Raw genomic sequence first — 15,567 nt, forward strand, 5'->3', positions numbered from 1 at the left:
GGCCGTTACTCCATTCGCGGTAAAAACCTATGCCTCTTCTTTACTCTGAATTACTCTCTATTTACTCGCTGTAATCGAATCGAACGGATCCTCAGGAGTCGGGAACATGTCAGCCTGCGTCCCCGCCCGCGCCGACTCGGCCCGGACCAAGCACATCCATCCACCCCACAGCCCGCCGCCCGGCGGCCCCCGGCGCTTCCGCCTCGCGGGTGCCGACGTCTCGGCCGCGATCGCGGTCTTCCTGATCGCCCTGCCCCTCTCCCTGGGCATCGCCCTCGCCACCGGCGCCCCCTTGCAGGCCGGCCTCGTCGCCGCCGCGGTGGGCGGGATCGTCGCCGGACGGATCGGCGGCTGCCCGCTCCAGGTCAGCGGCCCCGCCGCCGGTCTCACCGTGGTCACCGCCGACCTGATCCAGCGCTACGGATGGCGCACGACCTGCGCGATCACCATCCTGGCCGGGCTCGCCCAACTGGGCCTCGGCTGCCTGCGCGTGGCGCGCTCGGCGCTCGCCGTGAGCCCCGCCATCGTGCACGGCATGCTCGCCGGCATCGGTGTCACCATCGCCGTCGCGCAGCTGCACATCGTCCTCGGCGGCACCCCCCAGAGCTCCGTGCCCGACAATCTGGTCGCGCTGCCCGCCCAGTTGGCGAATCTCCACCCCGCCGACCTCGCCGTGAGCGTGCTGACCCTGACCCTGCTGCTGCTCTGGCCCCGTGTCCCCGGCCGGGCCGGTGCGCTGCTGGGCAAGCTGCCCGCCGCCCTGATCGCCGTCGCCGGTGCCACCGCGGTCGCCTCCCTCACCGGGCTTCTCCTGCCCAAGGTCGACCTGCCGTCCTGGAGCAGCCACGCCCTGGCCACGCTGCCCGACGGTCCGGTACTCGGCCTGCTCGCCGCGGTCCTGACCACCACACTGGTGTGCAGCGTGCAGTCCCTGCTCGGTGCGGTCGCCGTGGACAAACTGGTCACCGCCCGGCCCGCTCCGGCCGGTCACGTCAAGCGTTCCAACCTCGACCGCGAACTGCTCGGTCAGGGCGCCGCCAACGTCGTCTCCGGGTCACTGGGCGGGCTGCCCATCGCCGGTGTGGCCGTGCGCAGTTCCGCGAACGTGGCGGCGGGTGCCGTCAGCCGGAACTCCACGATGCTGCACGGCGTTCTCGTAGTGATCGCCGCGCTGCTGATGGTCCCGGTCCTGGAGCTCATCCCGCTCGCCTCGCTCGCCGCCCTGGTCATGGCCGTCGGCCTCAAGATGGTCTCGCTGAACCACATTCGCACGGTGACCCGCCACCGTGAGGTGCTGGTCTACGCGGTCACCACCTTCGGTGTGGTGTTCCTCGGCGTCCTGGAGGGCGTCGCGCTGGGCATCGCCGTCGCCGTAGGCGTCGCCCTGCACCGCCTCACCCGCACCCGGATCACCCACGACCAGGTGGAAGGAGTCCACTACGTACACGTACGCGGCCAGTTGACGTTCCTCGCCGTGCCGCGTCTCAGCCGGATCCTGCACCAGGTGCCCCCGGGGGCGGACGCCGCCGTGGAGCTGGACGGGTCGTTCATGGACCACGCGGCGTACGAGACGCTGCAGGACTGGCAGAAGACGCACACCGCGCAGGGCGGTGCCGTCGACATCACCGGCCGCCGGCCCGGCACCCGGATCTCCGAACCGGCCGAGGAGGACGGCTGCCGCTGCCGTCCCTGGACGCCCTGGCGCAACCACCAGTGCGAACGCCCGCCGAAGGCCCCATCACCCGACGCGCACGGGCAGGCTGCCACCGACGGAGCCACCGGCGGGACGCTCGCCGCCGCGACCGGCCCGACCGCACCCGGCACAAGAGACACAAGAGACACAAGAGACACAGCGGGCGCACCAGGTGCACCACACCCACTAGGTGCGTCCGGTGCCGCCGACGGACCCACCGGACACGAACTCGCCCGTGGCATCAGTGCCTTCCACCGCAACACCGGCCCGCTGATGCGCCGTGAGCTGGCCCGGCTGGCACGGGAGGGACAGCAGCCCTCCCAGCTCTTCCTGACCTGCGCCGACTCGCGGGTGGTCACGTCGATGATCACCTCCAGCGGCCCCGGCGACCTCTTCGTGGTGCGCAACGTCGGCAACTTCGTGCCGCTGCCGGGCGAGGAGAGCGGCGACGACTCGGTGGCCGCAGCGATCGAGTACGCCGTGGACGTACTGAAGGTGCGGTCCATCACGGTGTGCGGCCACTCCGGGTGCGGGGCGATGCAGGCACTGCTCGACGCCGAACACGGGGGTGCGCGCACGCCCCTGCAGCGGTGGCTGCGGCACGGGCTGCCCAGCCTGGAGCGCGCCCTGCCGGACCTGGACGCGCGCGCGAACGAGCCGGAGCAGAAACAGAGGCAGGAGCAGAAACAGGGGCAGGAGCAGGTGCCCCAGGACGGTCGCTCCCGCCCCCTGCTGGCCGGACGCGGACCCGTCGACGCGGCCGAGCGGCTGTGCCTGGCCAACGTCGTCCAGCAAATGGAGCACCTGCGCGCCCACGATTCGGTGGCCCGGGCACTGCGCACCGGCGACCTGGAGCTGCACGGCATGTACTTCCACGTCGGCGAGGCCCAGTCGTACCTGCTGTCCGAGGACGCCGAGGGCGGCGTGTTCGCACTGGTACCGACCACGGACCTCACCGCCTGACCCCTTCACCGCCTGAGTACCTGAGTACCTGGCTGTCCGAGCGGTGGTCCCGGGGGCGCCGAGGCGCGGACCGGTGTGAGCGGCGTTACACACGCTGAACCCCGCGCCTTCGTGGTCCGTGGGTACGAGTGACCACGGACCACGAAGCCACGAAGGAGACACCGCGGGCAGACGGCGACCACAACAGGTCTAAACCATTTGCCCGTCGACCCTTGTCATCGGCCCCCCGGGTCTGATGAGCTGTGGCCTGGGACACAACGGACAACCCTGAGAAAGGGAGATGTCGTGAGCAACGAATCCTTGGCCAACCTGCTCAAGGAAGAACGCAGGTTCGCACCCCCCGCCGACCTGGCCGCGAACGCCAACGTCACGGCGGAGGCGTACGAACAGGCCAAGGCTGACAGGCTCGGCTTCTGGGCCGAGCAGGCCCGCCGACTGACCTGGGCGAAGGAGCCGACCGAGACCCTCGACTGGTCGAACCCGCCGTTCGCCAAGTGGTTCAAGGACGGCACGCTGAACGTCGCCTACAACTGCGTGGACCGCCACGTGGAGGCGGGCAACGGCGACCGCGTCGCCATCCACTTCGAGGGCGAGTCCGGCGACGGCCGCGCCATCACCTACGCGCAGCTCAAGGACGAGGTCTCCAAGGCCGCCAACGCCCTGCTGGAGCTGGGCGTGCAGAAGGGCGACCGGGTCGCGATCTACATGCCGATGATCCCCGAGACGGCGATCGCGATGCTGGCCTGCGCCCGCATCGGCGCCGCGCACTCGGTCGTCTTCGGCGGCTTCTCCTCGGACGCGCTGGCCACCCGCATCCAGGATGCCGACGCCCGCGTCGTCATCACCGCCGACGGCGGCTACCGGCGCGGCAAGCCCTCCGCGCTCAAGCCGGCCGTCGACGAGGCCGTCGAGCGCGCCGGCATCGTCGAGCACGTGCTCGTCGTCCGCCGCACCGGCCAGGACGTCGCCTGGGACGACTCCCGCGACAAGTGGTGGCACGAGACGGTCGACGGGCAGTCCGCCGAGCACACGCCCGAGGCGTTCGACGCCGAGCACCCGCTGTTCATCCTGTACACGTCCGGCACGACGGGTAAGCCCAAGGGCATCCTGCACACCTCCGGCGGCTACCTCACCCAGACGGCGTACACGCACTGGGCGGTCTTCGACCTCAAGCCGGAGACGGACGTCTTCTGGTGCACCGCCGACGTCGGCTGGGTCACCGGACACTCGTACATCGTCTACGGCCCGCTCGCCAACGGCGCGACGCAGGTCATGTACGAGGGCACCCCGGACACCCCGCACCAGGGCCGGTTCTGGGAGATCGTGCAGAAGTACGGCGTGACGATCCTGTACACGGCCCCCACCGCGATCCGGACGTTCATGAAGTGGGGCGACGACATCCCCGCGAAGTTCGACCTGTCGTCCCTGCGCGTCCTCGGCTCGGTCGGCGAGCCGATCAACCCCGAGGCGTGGATCTGGTACCGCAAGAACATCGGCGCGGACGCCACCCCGGTCGTCGACACCTGGTGGCAGACCGAGACCGGCGCGATGATGATCACACCGCTGCCGGGCGTCACGGAGGCCAAGCCGGGCTCCGCCCAGCGCCCGCTGCCCGGCATCTCCGCCACCGTCGTCGACGACGAGGCCAACGAGGTGCCCAACGGCGGCGGCGGTTACCTGGTCCTCACCGAGCCGTGGCCGTCGATGCTGCGCACCATCTGGGGCGACGACCAGCGGTTCATCGACACCTACTGGTCGCGCTTCGAGGGCAAGTACTTCGCGGGCGACGGCGCCAAGAAGGACGACGACGGCGACATCTGGCTGCTCGGCCGCGTGGACGACGTGATGCTCGTCTCCGGCCACAACATCTCCACCACCGAGGTCGAGTCGGCGCTCGTCTCCCACCCGTCGGTCGCCGAGGCGGCCGTGGTCGGCGCGGCGGACGAGACCACCGGGCAGGCCATCGTCGCCTTCGTGATCCTGCGCGGCACCACCGCGGAGAGCGAGGACCTGGTCGCCGAGCTGCGCAACCACGTCGGCGCCACGCTCGGCCCCATCGCCAAGCCCAAGCGGATCCTGCCGGTCTCGGAGCTGCCGAAGACCCGCTCCGGCAAGATCATGCGGCGCCTGCTCCGCGACGTCGCGGAGAACCGTCAGGTCGGCGACGTCACGACGCTGGCGGACTCCACGGTCATGGACCTCATCCAGTCGAAGCTCCCGGCCGCGTCCAGCGAGGACTGAGCCACGGACACCGAGGGCACCCGGCGTCGCGCACGTGCCGGGTGCCCTCGCCCTGTGGGAGAACCGGGGCCCGGGTAAGCTGGGGAAGACGTAAGAGACTCATCAAGATCTTTTTCAAGATCCTCATGGTGCGCCGGGAAGTCTGGTCGGCACGTGTTCCGTGCTGCCCACCCACCGGAGGTTCCCCCTCGTGACCGCGCCCCGCACCCCCCGCAAGGCCTTCGGACGGCTGTCCCTCCCGGAGCGCACCTACATCGCGGACGCGCTGCGCACCGAGACCGTCGGCGGCGTCCTGCTTCTGGTCGCCGCGGTCGCCGCCCTGGTGTGGGCGAACATACCGGCGCTCCACGACAGCTACGAGAGCGTCAGCCACTTCCACTTCGGCCCCGAGGCCCTCGGTCTGAACCTGTCGGTGGCGCACTGGGCCGCCGACGGGCTCCTGGCGATCTTCTTCTTCGTCGCCGGCATCGAGCTCAAACGCGAACTGGTCGCCGGTGACCTCAAGGACCCCAAGGCCGCCGCGCTCCCGGTGGTGGCGGCGCTGTGCGGCATGGCCGTACCGGCGATCGTCTACACGGTCACCGCCACCGTGGGCGGCGGTTCGCTGTCCGGCTGGGCCGTGCCGACCGCCACCGACATCGCCTTCGCGCTCGCCGTACTCGCCGTCATCGGCACGTCGCTGCCGAGCGCCCTGCGCGCGTTCCTGCTGACCCTCGCCGTCGTCGACGACCTGTTCGCCATCCTGATCATCGCCGTCTTCTTCACCGACACCCTGAACTTCGCGGCGCTGGGCGGCGCGGTCGCCGGTCTGGTGGTGTTCTGGCTGCTGCTGCGCAAGGGCGTACGCGGCTGGTACGTGTACGTCCCGCTCGGCCTGGTGATCTGGGGCCTGATGTACAACAGCGGCATCCACGCCACCATCGCCGGTGTCGCGATGGGCCTGATGCTGCGCTGCCACACGCGCGAGGGCGAGGAGCACTCCCCCGGCGAGCACGTCGAGCACCTGGTGCGCCCGCTGTCGGCGGGCCTGGCCGTGCCCCTGTTCGCGCTGTTCAGCGCGGGGGTGGCCATCTCGGGCGGGGCGCTGGCCGATGTGTTCACCAAGCCGGAGACCCTCGGCGTCGTGCTCGGGCTCGTCGTCGGCAAGACGCTGGGCATCTTCGGCGGCACCTGGCTGACCTCGCGTTTCACCAGGGCCTCGCTCAGCGACGACCTCCAGTGGGCCGACGTGTTCGCGGTGGCGACCCTGGCCGGCATCGGGTTCACCGTCTCGCTGCTCATCGGTGAGCTGGCCTTCGACGGCGACGCGACGATGACCGACGAGGTCAAGGCCGCCGTCCTGTCCGGCTCGCTGATCGCGGCGGCGCTGGCGACGGTGCTGCTGAAGGTACGCAACGCGAAGTACCGGGGGATGGTCGCGGAGGAGGAGCGCGACGACGACCTGAGCGGTGTCCCGGACATCTACGAGGAGGACGACCCCGCGTACCACCTGCGCATGGCCGCCCTCCACGAGAAGAAGGCCGCCGAGCACCGCCGGATCGCCGAGGAGATGCAGTCGGCGCGGCTTGCCGAAGTGGCGGGCGGGGCAGGCGACGAGGACGACCGTCCGGCATGATCTGACGAGACGGTACAAAAGACGGAACCGTACTCAGACGAGCCAGCAGAAGAGGGAGACCGCGATGAGCGCACCCGACGGCAGCCCGGTCGGCACCGAACGCAGCATCGGCCAGCTGTTCGCCTCGGCGACCACCGACATGTCGGCGCTCGTGCACGACGAGATCGCACTGGCGAAGGCGCAGCTGAAGCAGGACGTCAAGCGCGGGGCGACGGCGGGCGGCGCGTTCTCCGTCGCGGGCCTGCTCCTGGTGTTCTCGCTGCCGATGCTGAGCTTCGCGCTGGCCTACGGCATCCGGACCTGGAGCCACTGGAACCTGGCGGTCTGCTTCCTGTTGTCCTTCGCGGCCAACGTCCTGATCGCCCTCCTGCTCGCGCTGATCGGCCTCGTCTTCGCGAAGAAGGCCAAGAAGGGCCGCGGCCCGCAGAAGGTCGCCGCCTCGGTGAAGCAGTCCGCCGGTGTGCTCCAGAACGCCAAACCGCACCCGCGGCCGGAACTGCCCGCGGACCGGTCCCCCGAAGCGATCGAGGCTGTGGCACGCTCGACCTCATGACGGGCTCCACCACCCCTTCGGGGCAATCCCCCTCGCCGCAGCACCCCAACCCCACCTCGGTCGTACGGCTCGGCATCCCGGGCGGACCCGAGCCGACCCACCGGGATGTCGCGGCCAACGGCGCCCGCTTCCACATCGCCGAGCTGGGCGACGGCCCGCTGGTGCTGCTGCTGCACGGCTTCCCGCAGTTCTGGTGGACCTGGCGGCACCAGCTGACGGCGCTCGCCGACGCCGGTTTCCGCGCGGTCGCCATGGACCTGCGCGGCGTCGGCGGCAGCGACCGCACCCCGCGCGGTTACGATCCCGCGGGCCTCGCGCTCGACATCACCGGCGTGGTCCGCTCCCTGGGCGAGCCGGACGCCGCGCTGGTCGGTCACGACCTCGGCGGCTACCTGGCCTGGACGGCCGCCGCGATGCGCCCCAAGCTCGTACGCCGGCTCGCGGTGTCCTCGATGCCGCATCCCCGGCGCTGGCGCTCGGCCATGCTCGGCGACGTCCGCCAGAGCCGGGCGGGTTCCTACATCTGGGGTTTCCAGCGCCCCTGGGTGCCGGAGCGTCAGCTGACCGCGGACGACGGCGCGCTGGTGGGCCGGCTGCTCCACGACTGGTCCGGGCCGCGCCTCCTCGACGACGAGGCGGTGACGGCGTACCGGCGTGCCATGTGCATCCCGTCCACGGCGCACTGCTCGGTCGAGCCGTACCGCTGGCTGGTGCGTTCCCTGGCCCGTCCGGACGGCATCCAGTTCTACCGCCGGATGAAGCGGCCGGTGCGGGTGCCGACCCTGCATCTGCACGGCTCCCTCGACCCCGTGATGCGGACACGGAGCGCCGCCGGGTCGGGGCAGTACGTCGAAGCGCCGTACCGCTGGAGGCTGTTCGACGGGCTCGGGCACTTCCCGCACGAAGAGGATCCGGTCGCCTTCTCGACCGAACTGATCAACTGGCTGAAGGATCCCGAACCCGATCGATGACCGAAACGTAGGCGATCGATCACCGAACGAACGCGCCCGGTATCCGAACCGGAACGCTCGTCCTATGAACGGCCACTTGCCCGACGCATAGGCCAATTGAGGGCCCCGGGAACGGTTATCGACCTTGGGGCGGGGGCACACGTCCGGGTATGGGCTGGACGCACGACTACAGTGACGTAGCACGCGACGGCCGCTCCACGAGCGGCGTGAGCAGTACCCACCGACGCGGCGGCACCCCGCAACTCGCGGGTGCGGACCTACGGGTGGGCATTCCGCGCATTCTGCGCCGCCGGGCCCGCTGGGTCTCCGTACGCCTGCGCCATCCACGGACCTGAGACAGCCCGCCCCGACACCGCCCCGACACCGCGCTGACGCGCGGCTAGAGGGCGCAGCTGTCGCTGTCCACCTGCTGGCTCGCGGTGCGTCCCTCGCTGATGTCGTCGCGGATCTCGTCCGCGGTGAGCGCGTAACCGGTGTCCGGGTCGTCGAGGGACTTGGCGAAGACCACGCCGTACACCTCGCCCTCCGGCGTCAGCAGCGGTCCGCCCGAGTTGCCCTGACGGACGGTCGCGAACAGGGAGTAGACGTCCCGGCGGACGGTGTCGCGGTGGTAGATGTCCGGGCCGTTGGCGGTGATGCGCCCGCGCACCCGGGCGGCGCGGACGTCGTACGCCCCGTTCTCCGGGAAGCCGGCGACGATCGCGCCGTCGTTGCGCTCCGCGTCCTCGTCCTCGTCCGTGAACCGCAGCGCGGGCGCGTCCAGATTCGGCACGTCCAGTACGGCGATGTCGCGCCGCCAGTCGTAGAGGACGACCGTCGCGTCGTACTTCCGGCCCTCGCCGCCTATCTGCACCGTGGGCTCGTCGACGCCGCCCACGACATGGGCGTTGGTCATGACGCGGCGGTCGGCGAAGACGAAGCCGGTGCCCTCGAGGACCTTGCCGCAGTCGGGGGCGGTGCCCATGACCTTGACGATGGAGCGCTTGGCGTTGACGGCGACCGGGCTGTTCACCAGCGCCGGGTCGGGCGGCGGCGTGTCCAGGACCGGCTCGTTGGAGAACGGGCTGAAGACCTGCGGGAAGCCGTTCTTGTCGAGGACCGAGGTGAAGTTGTCGAACCAGTTGTCCGCGCCGGCGGGCAGCACCTCCTGTATGCCCGCAAGCACCGTGGACTGCCGCACCTCCTTGCCGACCGTCGGCATCGTGGTCCGCGCGAGGGCGGAGCCGAGCAGCCAGGCGACCAGGAGCATGGCGAGGACGTTGACCAGGGCGCCCCCGGTGGCGTCCAGGGCGCGGGCCGGGGACCACGTGATGTACCGGCGCAGCTTGTTGCCCAGATGGGTCGTCAGGGCCTGGCCGACCGAGGCGCACACGATGACGACGACGATCGCGACGACGGCGGCGGTCGTGCTCACCTCCGCGTCGTCCGTCAGCGCGTCCCAGATCACCGGCAGCAGGTAGACGGCGACGAGACCGCCGCCGAGGAAGCCGATGACCGACAGGATGCCGACGACGAAGCCCTGCCGGAAGCCGACGATCGCGAACCAGACGGCGGCCAGCAGCAACAGGATGTCCAGCACGTTCACCGATTCAGGCCTCGTCTTGTCGTCTGCGGTACGCAGGCCACCCTGTCATGCGCGCCAGTCCAGCGGGACCTGCTTCTCCCGGTCCCAGGGCCGCTCCCAGCCCGCGAAGTGCAGCAACCGGTCGATGATGCCGGCGGTGAAGCCCCACACGAGCGCCGATTCGACCAGGAATGCCGGGCCCCGGTGACCGCTGGGGTGAAGGGTCGTCACCCGGTTGGCGGGGTCCGTGAGATCCGCCACGGGGACCTTGAAGACGCGCGCGGTCTCGGCCGGATCGACGACACCGACCGGGGTGGGTTCGCGCCACCAGGCCAGCACCGGCGTGACGACGAAGCCGCTCACCGGGATGTAGAGCTTGGGCAGGACCCCGAAGAGCTGGACGCCGGACGGGTCGAGCCCGGTCTCCTCCTCGGCCTCGCGCAGGGCGGCCCGCAGCGGACCGTCCCCGCGCGGATCACCGTCCTCCGGGTCGAGCGCGCCGCCCGGGAAGGCGGGCTGGCCCGGGTGCGAGCGCAGGGAGCCCGCCCGCTCCATGAGCAGCAGCTCGGGGCCGCGGCCGGCCTCCGCCCCGCCGCTCCGTCCCTCGCCCCCTGGAAGCGTGCCGTCGCCGAAGAGGATCAGGACGGCGGACTGGCGGCCGGCGCCGTCCGCAGGCGGCAGGAAGCGGCTCAGCTGGGTGGGCCGGACCGTCTCGGCCGCTCTCACCACCGGGTCCAGCCAGCCGGGCAGGCCCTCCTTGCTGAGCAGCACCTCCCGAGCGTGGTCCCGCGCGGGGCCGTGCGTGTCACTCACCCGTGTCATCTCCACCCCCGTCCCGCAGAATCCAACGCCCGACGCCCCCGAGATCGTTCCGTCACCCGGCCCCCAGCGGGAGTGCCGGCTTCCCGCCCGCGTCCAGGTACGCCCGCGGGGGCTTCAGCCGCTGGCCGGGGAAGCCGCCCTTCTCGTACTTGAGCAGCTTCTTCGCCTTCTCCGGGTCCGTCTCGCCCTCGCCGTACGCCGGGCACAGCGGGGCGATGGGACAGGCGCCGCAGGCGGGCTTGCGGGCGTGGCAGATGCGGCGGCCGTGCCAGATCACGTGGTGGGAGAGGTCGGTCCAGTCGTTCTTCGGGAAGAGCGCGCCGACGGCGGCCTCGATCTTGTCCGGGTCGGTCTCCTCGGTCCACCGCCAGCGGCGCACCAGGCGCTGGAAGTGGGTGTCCACGGTGATGCCGGGGCGGCCGAACGCGTTGCCGAGCACGACGAAGGCGGTCTTGCGGCCGACGCCGGGCAGCTTGACGAGGTCTTCGAGGCGTCCCGGGACCTCGCCGCCGAAGTCCTCCGTGAGCGCCTTGGACAGCCCTATGACCGACCTGGTCTTGGCCCGGAAGAAGCCGGTCGGGCGCAGGATCTCCTCGACCTCCTCGGGGGCGGCGGCGGCCAGGTCCTCGGGGGTGGGGTACTTGGCGAAGAGGGCGGGCGTCGTCTGGTTGACCCTCAGGTCGGTGGTCTGCGCGGACAGCACCGTGGCCACGACCAGCTGGAACGGGTTCTCGAAGTCCAGCTCCGGGTGGGCGTACGGGTACACCTCGGCGAGCTCGCGGTCGATACGGCGGGCGCGGCGGACCAGCGCGGTGCGCGACTCGCCGCGCGGCGAGGTCGGGGCGACGGTCTTCGCCGGGGCGACGCCCTTGACGGCCGCGGCGGCCTTCTTCGGGGCGACGGCGGGCTTCTTGGCCGGCGCCTGCCGCTTGAGGGGCGCGGCCTTCTTGACGGCGGCCTTCTTGACGACCGTCTTACCAGCGGCGGCCTTCTTCGCCGCGGCCTCCTTCGCCGGGGTCTTCGCCGCCGCGGTCTCCTTCGCCGCGGTCTTCTTGCCCGCGACCGCCTTCCGGCTCGCGGCGGTCTCCTTGCTCGCGGAGGACTTCTTCACGGCACCCTTCTCCGCAGTCACCCTCTTGGCAGGCACTGCCTTCTTCGTCGCTTTCGCCGGTTTCCTACCGCCATCGGGACCCTGTTCGCCCACAGCGGAATCGCGCCGTGCACTCACTCGCGCAGCCCCCAGGCCTGTGCTCTCACCGGCGATTTGGACACCCGGCCAGCCTACGGCCCGGCACCGACATCCGCCCCGGACCTCGAAGATCGGCGCCCAATTGGACCCCTGCCGCGTACCCCGGGACATCGGTGCGGCATCCTTGTGACAGATCACACTGTTTGGACTGTCCGGCAAAATGGGCACCACGGACCCCTGGTACACCGGGGGAACAAGATCCTCTGAGCCGGTCGACAAGGAGAGAACTCGTGGACGACGTTCTGCGGCGCAACCCGCTCTTCGCGGCGCTCGACGACGAGCAATCCGCGGAGCTCCGCGCCTCCATGAGTGAGGTGACCCTCGCCCGCGGCGACACCCTCTTCCACGAGGGGGACCCCGGAGACCGCCTGTACGTGGTCACGGAAGGCAAGGTCAAGCTCCACCGCACGTCCCCCGACGGGCGCGAGAACATGCTGGCCGTGGTCGGTCCCAGCGAGCTGATCGGCGAGCTGTCGCTCTTCGACCCGGGCCCGCGCACGGCGACCGGCACCGCGCTGACCGAGGTCAAGCTGCTCGCCCTCGGCCACGGCGACCTCCAGCCCTGGCTGAACGTCCGCCCGGAGGTGGCCACCGCGCTGCTGCGCGCCGTCGCCCGCCGCCTGCGCAAGACCAACGACGCCATGTCGGACCTGGTCTTCTCGGACGTCCCCGGCCGCGTGGCCCGCGCCCTGCTGGACCTCTCCCGCCGTTTCGGCGTGCAGTCCGAGGAGGGCATCCACGTGGTGCACGACCTCACGCAGGAGGAGCTGGCCCAGTTGGTCGGCGCGTCCCGCGAGACGGTCAACAAGGCACTGGCGGACTTCGCCCAGCGCGGCTGGCTCCGCCTGGAGGCCCGCGCGGTGATCCTGCTGGACGTGGAGCGGCTGGCCAAGCGCTCCCGCTGAGCCCGCGCCCCGGCCCCGCCTCCCCGGCCTCCGGGGTTCTACTCGGGCAGCCGGACGATCCCGTGCTCGCCCAGGTACTCCAACTGCGCCCGCACCGACAGTTCCGCCGCCGGCCACAGGGAGCGGTCGACGTCCGCGTACACGTGGGCGACGACCTCGCCCGGTGTGCGGTGGCCGTCCTCCACCGCCGTCTCGACCTGGGCGAGGCGGTGGGCGCGGTGGGCCAGGTAGTACTCCACGGCGCCCTGGGCGTCCTCCAGGACGGGCCCGTGGCCCGGAAGCACCGTGTGCACCCCGTCGTCGGTGGTGAGCGACCTGAGCCTGCGCAGCGAGTCCAGGTAGTCGCCGAGACGGCCGTCGGGGTGGGCCACCATCGTCGTACCGCGCCCCAGGATCGTGTCGCCCGTCAGGACGGCCCCGTCGGCCGGGAGATGGAAGCACAGCGAGTCGGCCGTGTGCCCCGGCGTCGGTACGACCCTCAGTTCCAGGCCGCCGACCGCGATCACGTCCCCGGCGGCCAGCCCTTCGTCGCCCAGCCGCAGGGCCGGGTCCAGAGCCCGTACGTTCGTGCGCGTCAGCTCGGCGAAGCGCGCGGCGCCCTCCGCGTGGTCGGGGTGACCATGCGTCAGGAGCGTCAGCGCCACCCGCTTGCCGGCCCGCTCGGCCGTGTCGACGACGTGCCGCAGGTGGGTGTCGTCCAGGGGGCCCGGGTCGACGACGACGGCCAGGTCGGAGTCGGGTTCGGCGAGGATCCAGGTGTTGGTGCCGTCCAGGGTCATCGCGGAGGCGTTGGGCGCGAGGACGTTCACCGCGCGCGCGGTGGCCGGTCCCGACAGGACGCCGCCGCGCGGCTGTCCGGGCAGTGCTGCTGCGTCCGTCATGAGGGGGCTCCCCCGGTCGGGTCGGAAGGCGTCGCCGGCGCCGTGGCCGTACGCGTACTCGGAACGTGCTTCGTGAACTCGTCGTGCCCCGGCCAGGAGAGGACGACCTCGTCGCCGGACAGCCGGGCGCGGGCGAGCACGGGCGTCATGTCGCGGCCGGCGGCCGACGCCAGCGCCTCGGCCGCCGTGGCGCACTCCGCCAGGCCGCGCAGGGTGGCGACGGTGGGCGGCATCATCAGCAGCTCGCCCTTGTCGTACCCGGCGGCCGCGTCCGCCGGCGTGATCCACACCGTGCGGTCGGCCTCCGTGGAGGCGTTGCGGGTGCGCTGCCCCTCGGGGAGCGCCGCCACGAAGAACCAGGTGTCGTAGCGCCGGGACTCGAACTCCGGGGTGATCCAGCGCGCCCAGGCGCCCAGCAGGTCGGAGCGCAGGACGAGGCCCCTGCGGTCCAGGAACTCCGCGAAGGACAGCTCGCGGTCGACCAGTGCGGCCCGGTCGGCCTCCCAGTCCGCGCCCGTCGTGTCGCCGACCACCGAGTCGGCGGTCGGACCCGCGAGCAGGACACCGGCCTCCTCGTAGGTCTCCCGTACGGCCGCGCAGACGATCGCCTGGGCGCCCGCCTCGTCGACGCCCAGCCGGTCCGCCCACCACGCGCGCGTGGGGCCCGCCCAGCCGACGGCGCGGTCGTCGTCGCGCGGGTCGACCCCGCCGCCCGGATAGGCGTACGCGCCCCCGGCGAACGCCATGGAGGTGCGGCGGCGCAGCATGTGCACGACGGGGCCGGACCCGGAATCCGTGGCGCCGGTGTCCCTGAGGAGCATGACGGTGGCCGCGCGCTTCGGGGTGACCGGGGTGAGGGTGCCGTCCGCCAGCGCGCGGATGCGGTCCGGCCACTCCGGTGGGTACCACTGACCATTCGCCTGACCATTCGCCATGGCCGGAGGCTATCCGGTGACGGGCGGATGTTCGAGTGGCCCCCGGGGCCCGGCGGGCGTCAGGAGGGCAGGCCGGTCAGCCACTCGGTGAGCAGCCGGTTGGTCTCCTCGGGGCGCTCCTGCTGGAGCCAGTGGCCGCAGCCGTCGAGGAGGTGCGAGGCGCTCAGACCGGGCAGGGTGACCGGATACGCCTCGATCGCGTCGGACAGCCAGGTCGTGGAGGCGTCCAGGGCGCCGCCGAGGAAGAGCGACGGCTGGGTGATCGGAGCGCCCTCGTGCGCGGCCAGGTCGGCCCAGTCGCGGTCCATGTTGCGGTAGCGGTTCAGGGCGCCGGTCAGGCCGGTGCGCTCGAACTCCCCGGCGTAGACGTCCAGGTCCTCCTCGGTCAGCCAGGAGGGCAGCCGCCCGGCGGCCGGGAACCGGTCGCGCATCCGGCCGCCGGGGGCGACGAAGTGCGGGTCGGGCTCCTGGGGGCCGGGCATGGTGTCGGCGGACAGGGCGGCGTAGAGGCCGGCGAGCCAGCCCCGTACGTCGGGCTCGATCTCCGCCTCGGCGCGGCCGGGCTCCTGGAAGTAGGAGACGTAGAACTCCTGCCCGGCGAAGGGCCCGGCCGGGTCGCTCATCCCGGCGAAGACCTCGCTGGGCCTCGGGCCGCCCGGCGGGGTGTACGGCACGCTCAGCAGGCCCACCGCGCGGAACACGTCCGGCCGCAGCAGCGCGGAGTGCGAGGCGATGTTCGCACCCCAGTCGTGGCCGACGATCACCGCGGAGCGCTCCCCCAGGGCCTCCACCACGGCCACGTTGTCCGCCACCAGGTCGAGCATCCGGTACGTCTCGACGGCGTCGGGCCGCGAGGAGCGCCCGTAGCCGCGCACGTCGACGGCGACGGCGCGGAACCCGGCGGCGGCCAGCGCGGGCAGCTGGTGGCGCCAGGAGTACCAGGACTCGGGGAAGCCGTGCACGAGCAGGACCAGCGGCCCGCTGCCCTGCTCCACCAGGTGGATCCGGCCGGCGGGTGAGGGCACCAGCCGGTGAACGGGCCGGCCGGCGCTCCCTCCGGGGTGGTGGGGCTGCGGGACGGTCTCGGGCGGCTGCGGCACGGCTCCTCCTGGCGCGTACGGTCCATACGGTCGGTACGGCCCCGCGGCGGGCCGGGACCGCCGGCCGGAGCCGGC

General features: G+C 71.8%; 13 protein-coding genes. 7 read left to right on the plus strand and 6 right to left on the minus strand.

What is annotated here, in order from left to right; translation table 11 throughout:
• The first annotated feature begins 106 nt into the window (after positions 1–106).
• From OHA99_RS16930 to OHA99_RS16955, 6 genes are all read left to right on the plus strand, one after another.
• Complete coding sequence (locus OHA99_RS16930; protein WP_405696467.1) at positions 107–2,656, plus strand: SulP family inorganic anion transporter; 2,550 nt, start codon at positions 107–109, stop codon at positions 2,654–2,656.
• 285 nt (positions 2,657–2,941) lie between these two features.
• Entirely contained in the window at positions 2,942–4,897 is a 1,956-nt protein-coding gene (gene acs, locus OHA99_RS16935) for an acetate--CoA ligase (RefSeq protein ID WP_153178690.1), read from the plus strand.
• Positions 4,898–5,087: 190 nt separating this feature from the next.
• The gene (nhaA, locus tag OHA99_RS16940; RefSeq protein ID WP_405696471.1) at positions 5,088–6,512 is read left to right on the plus strand and encodes a Na+/H+ antiporter NhaA; all 1,425 of its coding nucleotides are present in this window, start codon (positions 5,088–5,090) and stop codon (positions 6,510–6,512) included.
• Positions 6,513–6,576: 64 nt separating this feature from the next.
• Positions 6,577–7,065: a phage holin family protein gene (locus OHA99_RS16945; RefSeq protein ID WP_153178692.1), complete on the plus strand. Its 489-nt coding sequence runs from the start codon at positions 6,577–6,579 to the stop codon at positions 7,063–7,065.
• Positions 7,062–8,036 (plus strand): alpha/beta fold hydrolase, encoded by a 975-nt coding sequence (locus OHA99_RS16950; protein WP_108987341.1) that lies wholly within the window; start codon positions 7,062–7,064, stop codon positions 8,034–8,036. The genes OHA99_RS16945 and OHA99_RS16950 overlap by 4 nt, the downstream gene beginning before the upstream one ends.
• A 149-nt stretch (positions 8,037–8,185) precedes the next feature.
• Positions 8,186–8,371, plus strand: coding sequence for a hypothetical protein (locus tag OHA99_RS16955; RefSeq protein ID WP_078582024.1), 186 nt, complete (start codon positions 8,186–8,188; stop codon positions 8,369–8,371).
• A 44-nt stretch (positions 8,372–8,415) separates the two neighbouring features.
• Here the strand turns inward: OHA99_RS16955 and OHA99_RS16960 are convergent, their stop codons facing one another.
• From OHA99_RS16960 to nth, 3 genes are read right to left on the minus strand one after another with little or no spacing between them, the layout of a single operon-like run.
• Complete coding sequence (locus OHA99_RS16960; protein WP_153178693.1) at positions 8,416–9,621, minus strand: MarP family serine protease; 1,206 nt, start codon at positions 9,619–9,621, stop codon at positions 8,416–8,418.
• A gap of 45 nt (positions 9,622–9,666) precedes the next feature.
• Positions 9,667–10,422, minus strand: coding sequence for an NUDIX hydrolase (locus OHA99_RS16965; RefSeq protein ID WP_405696475.1), 756 nt, complete (start codon positions 10,420–10,422; stop codon positions 9,667–9,669).
• Positions 10,423–10,474: 52 nt separating this feature from the next.
• Positions 10,475–11,533, minus strand: a complete 1,059-nt coding sequence (nth, locus tag OHA99_RS16970; protein WP_405696478.1) for an endonuclease III — start codon at positions 11,531–11,533, stop codon at positions 10,475–10,477.
• A gap of 368 nt (positions 11,534–11,901) precedes the next feature.
• Between nth and OHA99_RS16975 the strand changes: the two genes are divergently transcribed.
• Positions 11,902–12,576, plus strand: a complete 675-nt coding sequence (locus tag OHA99_RS16975) for a Crp/Fnr family transcriptional regulator (protein ID WP_003975365.1) — start codon at positions 11,902–11,904, stop codon at positions 12,574–12,576.
• 38 nt (positions 12,577–12,614) lie between these two features.
• Here the strand turns inward: OHA99_RS16975 and OHA99_RS16980 are convergent, their stop codons facing one another.
• From OHA99_RS16980 to OHA99_RS16990, 3 genes are read right to left on the minus strand one after another with little or no spacing between them, the layout of a single operon-like run.
• The gene (locus OHA99_RS16980; protein ID WP_153178695.1) at positions 12,615–13,457 is read right to left on the minus strand and encodes an MBL fold metallo-hydrolase; all 843 of its coding nucleotides are present in this window, start codon (positions 13,455–13,457) and stop codon (positions 12,615–12,617) included.
• Positions 13,454–14,392 (minus strand): NUDIX hydrolase, encoded by a 939-nt coding sequence (locus OHA99_RS16985; protein ID WP_282879408.1) that lies wholly within the window; start codon positions 14,390–14,392, stop codon positions 13,454–13,456. The genes OHA99_RS16980 and OHA99_RS16985 overlap by 4 nt, the downstream gene beginning before the upstream one ends.
• Positions 14,393–14,451: 59 nt before the next feature.
• Positions 14,452–15,492 (minus strand): alpha/beta fold hydrolase, encoded by a 1,041-nt coding sequence (locus OHA99_RS16990; RefSeq protein WP_405696480.1) that lies wholly within the window; start codon positions 15,490–15,492, stop codon positions 14,452–14,454.
• Positions 15,493–15,567: the final 75 nt, after the last annotated feature.

It is taken from the genome of Streptomyces coelicoflavus (genome assembly GCF_045041415.1).
GTDB lineage: Bacteria > Actinomycetota > Actinomycetes > Streptomycetales > Streptomycetaceae > Streptomyces > Streptomyces coelicoflavus.